The organism is Lysinibacillus sp. PWR01 (genome assembly GCF_043359455.1).
In the GTDB taxonomy this organism is placed as follows: domain Bacteria; phylum Bacillota; class Bacilli; order Bacillales_A; family Planococcaceae; genus Lysinibacillus; species Lysinibacillus fusiformis_F.
In genome coordinates this window covers 22,711-36,600 of record NZ_JBHERJ010000094.1, presented here as the reverse complement: position 1 = coordinate 36,600, position 13,890 = coordinate 22,711, and the positions used below count along the sequence as shown (strand labels likewise).

8 protein-coding genes are annotated in these 13,890 nt (G+C 37.5%); 3 read left to right on the top strand and 5 right to left on the bottom strand.

Features of this window, described 5'->3' with window-relative positions; genetic code table 11:
• Nucleotides 1-422: 422 nt before the first annotated feature.
• From ACEVFT_RS21565 to ACEVFT_RS21555, 3 genes are all read right to left on the bottom strand, one after another.
• Nucleotides 423-896 carry a YusW family protein gene (locus ACEVFT_RS21565; RefSeq protein WP_393951268.1) on the bottom strand — a complete coding sequence of 158 codons (474 nt, stop codon included), beginning with the start codon at nt 894-896 and terminating at the stop codon, nt 423-425.
• 97 nt (nt 897-993) lie between these two features.
• A complete protein-coding gene (locus ACEVFT_RS21560) occupies nt 994-3,201 on the bottom strand; it encodes a YcdB/YcdC domain-containing protein (RefSeq protein WP_393951267.1) in 2,208 nt (735 codons plus the stop codon).
• 127 nt (nt 3,202-3,328) lie between these two features.
• A complete protein-coding gene (locus ACEVFT_RS21555) occupies nt 3,329-4,501 on the bottom strand; it encodes a glycosyl hydrolase family 18 protein (RefSeq protein ID WP_456952088.1) in 1,173 nt (390 codons plus the stop codon).
• A 711-nt stretch (nt 4,502-5,212) separates the two neighbouring features.
• On the opposite strand from ACEVFT_RS21555, the gene ACEVFT_RS21550 reads away from it, so the two are divergent.
• Nucleotides 5,213-5,632: a hypothetical protein gene (locus ACEVFT_RS21550; protein WP_393951266.1), complete on the top strand. Its 420-nt coding sequence runs from the start codon at nt 5,213-5,215 to the stop codon at nt 5,630-5,632.
• 12 nt (nt 5,633-5,644) lie between these two features.
• Nucleotides 5,645-10,735 (top strand): DUF4132 domain-containing protein, encoded by a 5,091-nt coding sequence (locus ACEVFT_RS21545; RefSeq protein WP_393951265.1) that lies wholly within the window; start codon nt 5,645-5,647, stop codon nt 10,733-10,735.
• 43 nt (nt 10,736-10,778) lie between these two features.
• Here ACEVFT_RS21545 and ACEVFT_RS21540 read toward each other — a convergent pair whose 3' ends face one another.
• Together ACEVFT_RS21540 and ACEVFT_RS21535 are read right to left on the bottom strand one after the other, a co-directional pair.
• Complete coding sequence (locus ACEVFT_RS21540) at nt 10,779-11,510, bottom strand: hypothetical protein (protein ID WP_342441714.1); 732 nt, start codon at nt 11,508-11,510, stop codon at nt 10,779-10,781.
• Nucleotides 11,503-12,840, bottom strand: a complete 1,338-nt coding sequence (locus ACEVFT_RS21535) for an AAA family ATPase (RefSeq protein ID WP_205445839.1) — start codon at nt 12,838-12,840, stop codon at nt 11,503-11,505. Before ACEVFT_RS21535 ends, ACEVFT_RS21540 begins: the two co-directional genes overlap by 8 nt.
• 149 nt (nt 12,841-12,989) lie before the next feature.
• On the opposite strand from ACEVFT_RS21535, the gene ACEVFT_RS21530 reads away from it, so the two are divergent.
• Nucleotides 12,990-13,454, top strand: a complete 465-nt coding sequence (locus ACEVFT_RS21530; RefSeq protein ID WP_393951264.1) for a hypothetical protein — start codon at nt 12,990-12,992, stop codon at nt 13,452-13,454.
• Nucleotides 13,455-13,890 lie beyond the last annotated feature (436 nt).

Sequence of the window (13,890 nt, the reverse complement as noted above, 5' to 3'; positions counted from 1 at the left end):
CCACAAAAGTGTTACCTTTTTAGCAAAGGTTTTCAAATAAAGTGAAGGTGTTCTCTACTCTTTATGAAGAGCTGTTGTCACGCATCACTTCTCCACATTGAAAATAAGAGTTTATCCCCTATAAGAATACAGATAATGGGCTATTTGATTGCTATGCTAGTATGAAAAAAGTAAAGACACTTTGCAGAATGGTTGATTGGAGTGGAGCCAGCGTCACTCCAAGGGGATTTTGCGTCACAGAGGAGACCCTGGAGCGAACGCTAGTGAGTGAAGCGGCTCCTCGGACGCCCCCTGGAAAGGATGCTGGCGGAACGGAAATCAACCCCTCACCTTGCAAAGTTACTTTTTCTTCCGTTGACATCATCTTTTTTCAACAACATAAGCCAGCTAACTGATTCAATCCGCTAGCTGGCTTATTTCTATTATTTAATTCGTTTAAATTCCTTTTCATTGCCGTCTACAAATTCGACATCCACTTCAACGGATTGATAGTTATCTTCAATATTGAATACTTTGATTACTTGATCAATCACTTCATCATTAGGTGTTGTAGAATCAAAATTCAACTGCTTAAATAACGGCTCTAATTTAGTATACGCTTCATCACCCTGTAGTTTTTCATTTTTTCGATCATCCTGTAACTTTGCCTCTATGCCTGTTTTTTTATCCTCATATTCTACCTCATAAGACTCCGTTGCAGAGTAGTCAACGTCTAATGAAAACTCTATAAAATTGAAGGTCACTTGGTCAGTTGGTGTATCACCAGTTTGTTGGGTAGCATTTTGATCTGCTGGTGCGTTTGCTGGCACATCCTTTACCTCATCCTTATTACAGCCGTAAAGAATAATAGTCATTAAAGGAATCGCTAAGATAAATTTCAATTTCAATTGATTCACTCCTTTCTTACATATTACTTCCCTATTCTTCTACAAACTAACCTAAAAAAAAGGGCATCTCCTACAATGAGGAGATACCCTTTTCGTGGAATGCGACTTAATAATAGAAGTTACGATCCACTTTATTTTCTTGAATTGCTTTTGCTAAACGAACTGTTGACACAGCCAAATCGGCATATGACACACTCTTAGTAGCATTAAAGTTATTTTGCTGTGTATCAATTAGACCCATCCCATTTGCTATTGCTATATAGCCTGTATACGCTGGATCAATAGACGCTGCATCCGCAAAGTTTAATTTGTAAATATCCTTATACTTTGCAACATTCTCCAATTGCATTACTTTAACAGCCCAAACTGCTAGCTCTTGGCGAGTTAATGTCTCATCCAAAGCGAATTGGTTTGCTGGCTGTAAAATTCCCATTCTAACAGCTTGTTCAACCACTCCATATAATGGATGGTTTTTATCGATATTGCTGAAGGATTGCTTTTCTCCTTCGCCGCTACCAAAATAGCCATATGTTAAAGATTTTAGTAGAATCTTTAATGCTTCTCCCTTTGTTACAGCAGCATCAGCATTAAAGTTTGCTATATCTTTTACCTCTAATACATTTTGATTTAAAAGATAATTTAATTCATTAGCTGCAGTTGGATGTGAAATGGATGGCTTCTCTTTGGAGCCATCTACCTGATACAACCATTCACCAGTAATTGCATCAATCTGATTATCTAAACTACCATTGTAAGTTGGAGCATAGATTAGATCATAATGTTGTTTACCTTCAGTATCTTGTTTTGCATATTGTAGCTGTAATGTAAGTGCCTTACTATAAGCTTCTTTAGCTTTATCAGCTGAGATTACCTGGCTGATAGATGGCCAATTATTAATCTTTTGTTTATTAACATTCAATGAACGTAATGACCCATCAGAGCCAATACCTACGTGTATTTCATCTCCAACAACCGCAATCCCATTTACGATACGTGGGAAGGAGAAGTAATAATCTTTACTATAGTCATCATGTACAGCATCATCGATTGGCATCGAATACTCATGTAAATAGGATGGAGCCCATTGCTTTAAGTATTCAACCGCCTTTGCCAATGCAGCATCCTTAGAAATAGTATTTGTTTTGTCCGTGTTTGTAAAATCTCTCCTTAAATCATGGTACTGCACGATTTCGCCTGTTGCCTTATTAATTTCGAAAGAGGTACCGGAACCACCATTATTGTACATATACATGTAATTTACTGTATAAACCGTCTCGCCACTTTCATTTTCTCGTTCATCAACCATATCAATAGAGAGTGTTGCCTTGTCTTCATCAACCTTTAAGAAATTTTTAGCGAATTCCTCAACTTCTGCTACTGTCATACCACTTTTTCTTGGCGGTAACTGCTGTGAAGATATTTTCTGAGCACTTTTCGTCTTTGGAACTTGTGCAGAGAAACCATTCGTTGTTTGCCATTGACCCGTTAAAGCATGTACACCATTAAACCCTGTCGCTGGCATATAGACAAGCTTCACATTACGTTGATCGTTAGAATAGTCAACAGCATAACGAAGTTCAACTGCTAGGTTATCACGTACTTGTGCAGCAATTTCTTCCTCATTTTTTTTCTGGCTTGAGCTATCAAAGGTTGCTTTACTAATAGAATCTGTATTGCGGTACATTCCTGTTATTTGGCCATTAGCAAGAACATCAATAGTAATACTTTGATCGCCAATAAGGACACCATTATAAGTTGGTGAATAAACAAATGAGTAGGTAATTGGCTGTGATAATGGACGATTGATATCATTGTAATAACCGAAGCCATCTTCACGGAGTTTATAGTTCTCTAAATTCTCAAATTTTTTCAGGAAATCTTCTGCAATTTTTTTGGCTTCACTCTCCGAATATTTTGCTGGATATACTGCTTCAGCGATATTAGCTGGTTGATAATAGAAATGTTCTAAATCTAAATCTTCGCCTTTAAATGTAAAACCACCATAAACATCTTTACCATTCACCGTTTTATGGAAGTTTAAATCATAACGGACAGTTTTATCATCTCTAAAGAAATGACCGCCTCCAGAATTAAACTCATTGTCAGCTACAAATTTGAACTCTTCAGGGAATAGTGCACGTAATTTGTTAATTAGCATACCCTTTGTCACTTTTGTCTCTGTAGCAGCTAACTGTATTTCAATACGCTCTGAAGGTTCTTTCACATTTGCAGAAGCTTGTGAAACGGGTGCTAGAACCCCAACAGAAAATGCCGTAGTCGTTAAAATAATACCTAACTTCTTAAATTTACCCAAAATATCCCTCCTAAAATACTATTTACCATAATTATAATATATTTATCCATATTTAGATATGAATTTTACAGATAATTTCCTCTTTGAAGAAACATATTGGGTAATATATCCACTTTTCTTCATTTTCTCATTTCTTTACCACATCAAAATTGGCACCAATTAACACCCAATTCTGAGGGAATGGTAGTCCTAATTTCCAATAACCTATGCCACGAAGGTTATATTGTTTAATGAGATTAAATTTAGCTTGAATAGATCTAGCATCTTCAAACCACACCATATGCGCCCTACCTTGCTCATCATAGTATTCAAAAAATGGTGCTTGGGCTCTCCAATCATACTGAATCGCTGCATTATAACGTTTAGCAATTTCAATGGCTCGCTGTGGACTAAGTGCTTCTGCATACGGTCCCCCTTGAACAAAAGGTAATGTCCAATCATAGCCATATAAATTTTGCCCCAACATGATTTTGCTTGCAGGTATTTCACTCACCGCATATTTTACAACTGCCTCTACCTCTGGGAGAGGTGAGACGGCCATTGGTGGGCCTGCTGAATATCCCCATTCATAGGTCATGAGTAAAACAAAGTCCACGATTTCCCCATGTGCTCTATAATCATGTGCCGCTGTCCATGGTCCTCGTTCACTATCACTTGTTTTAGGAGCTAATGCCGTAGACACTGTATATCCTTGAGCATGGAATTTTTCTACAGCTCTTCTTAAAAAATTGTTATAGGCTTGTCGTTGATCTGCTGGCAAATTTTCAAAATCAAAGTGGATATCTTTGACGTCACCAAGTTGCTTTGCTTCCGCAAGAATATTATCAAATAATAAATCTTGAACAGCCGTACTTTGAAAAATATCTCTCGCTAATTCACCACTAAAACTAAAATTCTCTAAATTAGAAATAACCATCGCAATTGATGCTCCTGTATCATTTGCAATTTGTGTCACACCTTGACTTGGTGGTCTCTGTAAGGTACCATCACGTCTTGCCTCATAACTAAATAAAGCTAAATATGTTAAATAGGGACCCGCTTCCCTCGCTTGATTCAAGAGTGCCTCACTAACAGATGTTCCTCTCGGCTCTAAATAAGCCAATGTTTCTGCTCTTGTTTTTGGCGGTTGTGGAATATACAATCTCATCCCAACAGCTAATGGTTGATTGGGATTAATGCCATTTACTTGTGCAAGTGTTACATAATTAATACCGAAGCGTTGACCGATTGACCATAAGCTATCACCTGGCTGTACATAATAAAAGCTTCCGACAATTGGGATTACAAGAGCTTGCCCCACAACTAAACGATTTGGCTCTGGAATTTGATTGGCATCTATAATACTTTGAACCGTAGCCCCATATGCCTGCGCAATACCCCATAAAGACTCGCCAGCCCGTACAACATGTATTTGAATGATTTTGCCTCCTTCTAGCTTGATAAAATCATACCTATAAAGCTTATGAAATCAGAGATGAAAAGATGTCTCTCAACACCTCAACAAAAATCCATCGCTGAATGGATTTTAGGACTGATTATTTTGTCACCTTCTTTACAACAATTATTTCAATAGTGGATGTATGATGATTGTTCGTTCATGAGGTTTAAATATCTGTTAAGCCCCTGAATGCTTGCTATTATTCATATATTTCAATGTCACTTCAAAGCGAGCCTATTTAATGGTAGGATTGTTTCTTTTAAGTGAAGCCTAATTTTTGTTTTCTATGTATGTCTATAAAGTTACCAGAGTAATATATTCCGCTTCTTCACCGTTATTTGTATAAGTAAGCGCAAAATGATACTTATCTCGATAGCACAAATCGTACAAATGTTCTATTTTTTACATACACTTTAGCAAAGCTTTACCCACTTTCTACCCTACAAAACAGTTGCAACAGGCTACTTTTTGTTACACTTTTCCCAAAATATTTTACTCAACTAGCGTCATATGCCTTATTCTTTTCCCGGTTCTCACTCTTGTATAATGAAATTATTGTAAGGAGGTGTTAGATTGCGTTTATTTTACCAGCAAAAAGTAATCGGTAAGAAATCTCGTAAGCTTGAAAAAATTCCATTTTCTATTGAAGAGCCTGTCACAACGTTACAAGATTTACTTGTTCAGCTTGTAGCACAGCAGGTACAACAATTTAATGAAAAAATGGTAGATACACCACTTCATCTATATTTAACGGATCAGCAATTAGAAGACGCTGCCCAGTATGGCAAAGTACATTTTGGAGAAAAGAAAAAGGATGCTTTACAGTCAGTTGATCAGGCTATCTCCACAATGCTTCAAGCCTTTCAGGACGAGCTGTTCTTAGTCCTTCACAATGAAGAATCTTTAGATTCTCTTACTACACCATTAAACATACAGGAAGACGATGTTTTTACATTTATTAAACTAACTATGCTTGCAGGACGAATTTGGTAAGGAGGGATTTTTATGACACTTTCACATGAACAAAAAACACATTTTCAAAGTATAGTGGATTCTGCACCTATAGCTTTACAGCCTTTAGCAACTGCATTATTAAAATACATGGACAATAGAGACTATGACATTGAACAGCTTATAGCTACTCAGCAGTATTCATCACTTGAAGAGCTATTGAGCGGACCATTATTTGAAGTGCTTGCACTATTTTCCTCACAAGAGCGTGCACTCAAGATTAAGAAATTAGCATTACGTTTTGATGCTACAATGTTCCAAACTGGCGTTTTACGTCGATCATTTCGTTCATCTCAACCAGTGCAAGACCACCTTTTTCAATGCTTACAATTAATAGAAGAAATGCTGACATTTGAGGAAATTACTTTGCAGGAGTTATTAGCAAATCATCGTCAATATGAGCATGGTACCTATCCAAACTATAGCTCCTATGTCTTGAGGAATGAAAATGTAAAAGTAATGGGCTTTAATGTCTTTGAACAGTTGCTCGCTGAAGAACTATCTATACAAAACCCTTCGATTGAAGAGGCAGTAGAGAGTATTTTATTTGATGAGCATCATAGTAGCTTTTTCGGTCATCCATTCATTCGTGGTATTTTCAAATCAAATAATCACCGTATGCATGATGCCCTTGGAAAACTATTAATAGCAGCTGCACGGCAAGAAGGTCTACGACAAGCAATAGTAGAAAACATTGACCATGGCAATCTTGATGCACAGCTCAAAATGATGAAACTTATTCAGGAACATCAACTAACACGCTTCTCCTCTGTAGTTCGAGCAGTCGATACTTGGATGGGACTTGGCTATAATAGCTTCGAAAATCAAAAAATAACAGAGGAAGTTCTTACGTTAGCCATTCAGGCCATCGAAGAGGACAGCTTTGTTGGGCAACTGTTAAAGAGTGAGCGTACAATTGATAGCTATGTCGCATTATGGGCGACTGCTACAAAGGACTATACGCAATTAAATGACCTTGTAACAACACTCTTAAAGCGTGACAAACATATCCAACTTACAACGCTTGCCTTTTTAAAAAACTTATCGAAAATCTCCTTTACAGCGCCATTTGTGAAGGATTTAATCTTATCAACAAAAGATATCGAGTTGTTTGCCTTTGCATGGGGCAATTTCCTCTATGCCAATCACCATATTAATAGCGAGTATGCAAGAGACAATGAATGGGCTCAAACCCTTCAAAACTTCATGCAAGAAAGCACACAGCTACAAGGCATTGAATACCTATTATTTGAACAGCTTGAGTGGGCAAAGAATGAAATCACGAAAGATGGGCTTATCATTACAGGCAAACCTCTATCCTTTGTCTATGTCCATTTGTCATTAGAAGATTTAATTTCAACACAAATTATTTTAGCCCATCATGTACAGGACGAGGCATTATTCCAACGAATTATTGAGCATGCAGATTCTTACTCACCATCAAGTAGAATCGGCCTACTGAATATTTATTGTCTTGACCCCGTCACACAAGGTCAACGCGAATTTTTATTTAATTCTTTACGGGATCGCAGTTCCATCAATCGTTCTCTTGCGTTAAAGAAAATACATGCTCTAACACCAACCGAAGAAGAAATAGCAAAAATTGAAGATCTTTTAGCTAATAAATCAGGTGCACTTCGCAAAGAGGCTATTTCACTCTTAAAAGTTCAGCCACAGAATCATCTATTACAAAGTGCTGAAAGGCTGATAAAAGATAGTAAGCAGCTAAAGAGACTTGGAGGGCTTGAATTACTATTAGAAGCCTCTAAGGAATACAGCTTAGCGAGCGAGCAAATTACAGCTTTATGTTCCTTATTACCTAAAGTAACTAAAAACGAGCAAGTTTTGTTAGAACAATTAATTACAAGGGATGTCCCAGAGTATAACGAGAGCAATGGCTTTGGTTTATATACGCCACATCCTCCTATTCAATACGGCTGTATTTCTGATGGAGCCATTCAAATGAATGGTGAAGAGTCTTGGCAACAGCTTGCTCCACTTTATGTACAGACACCTACACCTTTTGAAAAATTCTTTCAATATGATATTGAAAAATTATTATCTAAGCTTGACCAACTTATTCAAGTTTTAGATAAACACGCTGAACTAGAGTATGAAACATACCAATGGAATGACACGCACATTACCACTACATTAGGGCAAAGATATAGTGTTATAGCAACTAAATCGGATAATCAACGACATGCTAGTCTTGATGCTTATCCTATCCCTGAAGAAATTGTTCAATGGATGAAGACATCATTATTTAGTAATGAGGACTTAGCCTATTTTAACTTTTATCACAATCTATCAGAATACCCTGCTGCCCATGATCTTTCCGAAGCAGCCCAAACGCTAATTCAACCTTTTTTCCAATACAAAGAAATGAAAGCACGTGTTGCTCAATTTAATTCCTTGAAATATGACCATACAATTCAACAGATTTTCTCAGTGCTATCTCAAGATACCGACATAATCTCAGGTGAGACAGTGCTGCATCAGGAAGCACTTTCATTACTAGAAAAGCATGCACCTGAATTTAATCGCTTTGAACAGGCAATAGGCATTATGTTACAGCTATTCGATCAAATCCCTGTGGATCAGTGGCAACTTGATGTTCGAGAAAAAGGTTATTATTACTATCGTTCCACATCTACCATTATCGATTTAGATGTTGTGGAGACATTCGTGGATCGATGCGGGTCTGATTACTCAACCTATGGGGAATATGTCAAAATGCTAGCTATCAATGAAGAGCTAACAAAGCGTATGAAAAATGAAAGCTATAGCCCAAACGTCTACAATTTATCTTTATTCCAATATTTAGACGCCATGAAGGTTGGCTTATTTACGCAAGATCACTTATTTGAAGCCATATTTACCAATACGCTCGCTTCAGAAATATTTAACGAGCCAACTAAATTACTAGAACGCTATCAACAGTCATTTGAAGATTTAACAGATTTCTTTGCTATTCGTGAACAAGCAATTGATCTTATATTAGCTATAGAGCTAAAACGTGGAGATACACCTACTGCTGTAACCAAGCTTGCTAGTAGCATTTCTTATTTTGAGGGTATTGATTATTTCTTACAAATTCTACAGGCACTTGACGGAGAAAAGCTTGCACGAGGGTATATTTGGCAGGCAGAAACGAAAAAGGATGTATTCTCCCGATTGCTAACTAGCTGTTACCCTAAGAAAGAAGAAACAGCGCAGCAATTAAAAGAAGCATGGCAGAAAACAGACATTTCTAAAGAACGTTTAATTGAAGCGATGATGTATAACCAGCATTGGATAGACCTTGTGAGTGAAGTAATTGGCTGGGATGGGCTAAAAGAATCTGCTTGGTATTTTATCGCTCACACAACAGATTCTTTATCTGACTTTGCCAAAGATCAAATTGCCCTTTTCTCTAGCATAACGGCTGAGGATTTCCGTGATGGTGCATTCGATTTAGCTTGGTTCCAAAGCGCTTATCAAACGCTTGGAGCAAAAAAATTCAAGCTTGTCTATGATGCTGCAAAATATGCTTCTGAGGGAGCCAACCATCGTCGGGCACAGCTTTATGCAGATACAGCCATCGGTAAACTCAGTCCAAAACCGTTAATGCAAGAAATTCAAGATAAGCGCAATAAAGATAAACTGCGCGCACTTGGTCTTATTCCTTTAATGAAATCGGATGACAAAGACGCCCTAACACGCTATCAATTTATTCAACAGTTTTTAAAAGAAAGTAAGCAATTTGGTGCTCAACGCCGCGCAAGTGAGGCTCGAGCAGCAAGTATTGCATTAGAAAATTTAGCGCGCAATGCAGGTGATGGAGAAGCCACTCGCTTCACATGGCGTATGGAATTATCAGCCTTTAACGATATGAAACATTTATTTAAAGCACAACAGATTGAGCAAATTACGGCCCATCTACAAATAGAAGATGATGCCTCTGTAGCTATTATTGTTGAAAAGGATGGTAAACGTCTAAAGAACGTTCCTGCTGCATTAAAAAAGCATGCTGATATTCTATCCTTGCAGGAAGCCCGAAAAGACTTACAAGAACAATATAAAAGAGCACGCCCAGCGCTTGAGCAAGCAATAGAATTAGAAACAGTATTTTCGGTCGAGGAGCTCATTCATTTATTAGCCCATCCGATTCTAGCTCCACTTTTACAAAGGTTAGTCTTTATCAGTGATGTGCACGTTGGAATGCTTACACCAGAAGGTTTACAGCTTCTATCGGCTGACATTGTGAACCTTGCTCCTACGTCCTCTATAAAGATTGCTCATCCTTACCATCTTCTAGAAAGTGGTCAATGGAGACAGTGGCAATCCTATATGTTTGAGCACAAAATACAACAGCCATTTAAGCAAGTATTCCGTGAGTTATATCTCATCAATGCTGATGAAAAAGGACAGAAACAATCATTGCGTTACGCAGGACATCAAGTAAATCCTTCACAAACAGTAGCCTTGTTGAAAACACGTGGTTGGCAAATCAGCTATGAAACAGGACCACGTAAAGTATATTATAAGGAAAATATTGTGGCATCTTTGTATGCACAGGCAGATTGGTTTACACCAGCAGAAATTGAAGCACCTGCAATCGAAGGTGTTTACTTCTATGATCGACTAACAGGCAAAGATATCGTTTTAGATGATATTCCAGCAGCGATATTCTCTGAGGTTATGCGAGATATTGATCTCGTTGTCAGTGTTGCCCATGTTGGTGGTGTAGACCCTGAGGCAAGTCATTCTACTGTTGAAATGCGTAGTATTATCGTAGAAGAATTGGCTAAATTACTGAAGCTACACAATGTGGAAGTGAAAAAACAACATGCCCTCATTGAAGGTAAGCTAGCCAGTTACTCCTTACATTTAGGAAGTGGTGTGGTGCATCAAATAGGCGGTTCCATGATCCCGATTATTGCTGTCCCATCTCAGCATCGTGGACGGATTTTCTTACCGATGGTGGATGATGATCCACGTACAGCTGAAATCATGTCCAAGCTCTTATTACTATGTGAAGATACAAAAATTAAAGATCCAGCCATATTAACTCATATTCGAAGCTATGAGCAAATGCACTAATGTACACTAGATAAAAACAGGTGACTCAATTCGTCACCTGTTTTTACTGTACATCCGTTTTAATCATTTCAAATAATAGCGGTACATTCGTGCCTCGCTGCAATGAATGACAGTCCTCCATTAAAAAAGACCAACTTTTCTTGATTTTCTCCCTATAAGGTAACGCTGAACTAACCGGTAGATAGGCGCTTAAATATTCCCCAATCGTGCCTGATAGATTGTCCATAAATTCATCTGCTTTTTGTAGTTTTTCTGTAGGGATTTCATTGCGCTCATTCCATAAGACATGCTCTAAATTCGTAGAAAAATAAAACAATTGATAAGGTACTTTCATACGGTTAATGCTAAAGTGGTCGTTAGCGATTAAAATTCGGGCATTCTTTGCCTTCATATCATTGCGTTGTTCAATTTGCTCTTTACGTTTATCCGACTTCACTAAAATAGCATCCTCTGTATAAAATAGGTTTTGTTCGATACTCTCATCTACCTTGACGCATTCTGGTGCAATAAAGCATCCATCTGCATCTGTAATATGAACAACAGCAGTTAAATCATTGGCTAAAAATTTATATTTTTCTAGATAGCTCTGAATCACTCGTACAACACTGTTTTTAATATTTGGGATCCGTTTGTGCGCATCCCACTTTGTTAAAATATCCTCACGTTGTACATCAAAGCGTATTGTCGAGTTCGCAAAATGAGCATCTAAATAATCCTCTAAAATAATTTGCTCCGTCTGCCCTTCCACAATGATTAATAGCACTTTTTTAGTCATGTTGAACACCCGCTTTACGAAAAGCACGCTTGATTTTAAATGTTTTGGTTTCCTTATATATCTCTTCGTCCTGTCCACCAAGTTGGATAGCACGTAAATAAACATCTCTAGCATTATTCACTTCTTTAATACCTTTTAGCTGCATATAGCGGTGATATTCATTTGTTGTCGTAAACCATAAATTTTTAATAGCTAGCACCTCTAACACACGTAGATTATGGGATGTAAAAATAAGTTGTCCTTTTCCATCCTCATCTATCACTGTTAACAACTCACCCAACAAATATTCAAATACACCTGAATCTAATTCATCAATAACCACGCATGCATTTGGATTATTGTATACAGCAATTAATACACTAAGAATAGAAATGATCTTTAAGATTCCCTCTGACTCTGTTCGTAGCGGTAATTCCCGCTCCCCACGCTGCGACAAAAACTCAAAACGAATTCCCTGCTCTCCATTATCCATCGTTTGTTTTGTGATGATATTAATTTTAATTGTCAGACCAGGAATAATTGCCGAGAGCACTTGATTACTTTGCTCAATTACTTCACATAATGCATAGAATGCATCCTCTGGTAATAAAGCTGGTCCATTTAAATCATAAGGAATAAGGCCTCTCGTTTTCTCTAAATGAATACTAAACGGCATGATCCGTTCTTCAAATAATGGTGCAATGTTTTGATTACTAACAACATGTAAATCTCTGCTAAAATCAACGGCAATATTTTGTAGCAGCTGCATTTCTTGCTCAGAAAGTCGTTCCTGTAATAATGGCTTTACATCTTTGTGGAATAGAAATGACATATACTGTTTTCTTGCTAACTGTTGAATAACCAGTAATTGGATACGTACCTGTTCACTCAAATCATTCAGTTTCGATTGACGGATTTGCACATCCTTCTCTGTCACAGCAACTAGAGTCTTTGATCGCTTCCCTTTCGTATTTTCTCGATAGGTAAGGCGCTCCAGCGTAGTATATAGTCGATGCTGATCCTCCTGTAGTTCCACATAGTAATTCACAAAAAATGTACCGAATTGATTCTCAACTAAAAATTCTACATCCATACTAGCTGTTTGCTCTCCTGCCAATAGGAGTCGCTTCTCTTGTGAAGGTAACTTCACTTCAGCAAGCCATCCTGATAGAAGTGTCTTCAATAAACTGAATGCATCTACAATGGTTGTCTTTCCAGAGCCATTTTGCCCATATAGGCCAACAACATTCGCTTGTAGAAATGTCTCAAAATTTACTGCGAGTACAAGTTCACCCTGTCGTACATTTCGTAAATTTTGTATGTTTATTTTTTTTATCTTAATAATTGCCATATGCTAAACATCCTTTTAGCTTTTTCTCTTATTATAATGAAATTTGTTATATTTTATAACAAATTCGAACTTAAGCATCCATAGCCTATAGCCTATGACAAAAATCGCAATAGGCATATGTTAGAAAAAATGAAGAAAGGTGTGTTTCATTGGTTTATCCTAGATTAGCCCCCGATGATTTTAACAGTCAATTTCGGCCAGGTATGAAAATATGGGTGACACTCCCTACTGGTACTTATTCAGGTACATTGATTCGAACATTTGGCACTGGAGGAAGAACAGCTGAAATCCAGCTAGATAACGGTCAAATAGTGACTGTGGATGTTAGTCAAATCACTGCTGCAGGTACAGGAACACCGCCTGGTAGTTCCTATCCGCCACCATACCCATCACCTTATCCACCGCCGTATCCACCGCAACCTTATCCACCACGTCCATACCCACCACAGCCCTACCCACCGCAACCTTATCCGCCACGTCCATATCCACCACAGCCGTATCCGCCGCAACCTTATCCGCCACGTCCAGGTGGTCAATATCCTGGTTTCCCACCACCACTAATACCAGGGCTTCCGAATATTTTACCAGGAATTTTTGGTAATCCCCGACCATAGCAACAACTAGAAAAAGGTTATTTCTTTATTCGAGAATAAAGAAATAACCTTTTTTTCATTTTATTCCCATAATAAAAATCATCCAATTCCTTTACATATAAGACATGACAAAATAAGTAAAAAGCCCTAACAAGAAATTGGAAATTAGCATTTCAGCCAAATTTTTAATCAATTGAAATTAAGTTAGTTCTGAGCATACTTCTTTTTTATACTAGTAACCGTTAAGCTTTTTGTAAAAATTTAACCTAACCTAAAAAATATATAGACTAAAAAACTAGATTTCTTTGTTTATTCATAGAAATCATGACTTTAAATAGTAAGTTTTCTGGGTTGTGAATCAATTTTTTTGGCAGTATAGTAGTTAAATGATAGGGGATAAATAGATTATTTTGCATTTAAAAATATTTAAAACGCATCTGGACTTCTACGAATAACA

Coding starts and splice junctions, on each gene's coding strand:
- ACEVFT_RS21545 (WP_393951265.1), top strand. CDS start 5,645: ATGACACTTTCACATGAACAAAAAACACATTTTCAAAGTATAGTGGAT.
- ACEVFT_RS21540 (WP_342441714.1), bottom strand. CDS start 11,510: ATGACTAAAAAAGTGCTATTAATCATTGTGGAAGGGCAGACGGAGCAA.
- ACEVFT_RS21535 (WP_205445839.1), bottom strand. CDS start 12,840: ATGGCAATTATTAAGATAAAAAAAATAAACATACAAAATTTACGAAAT.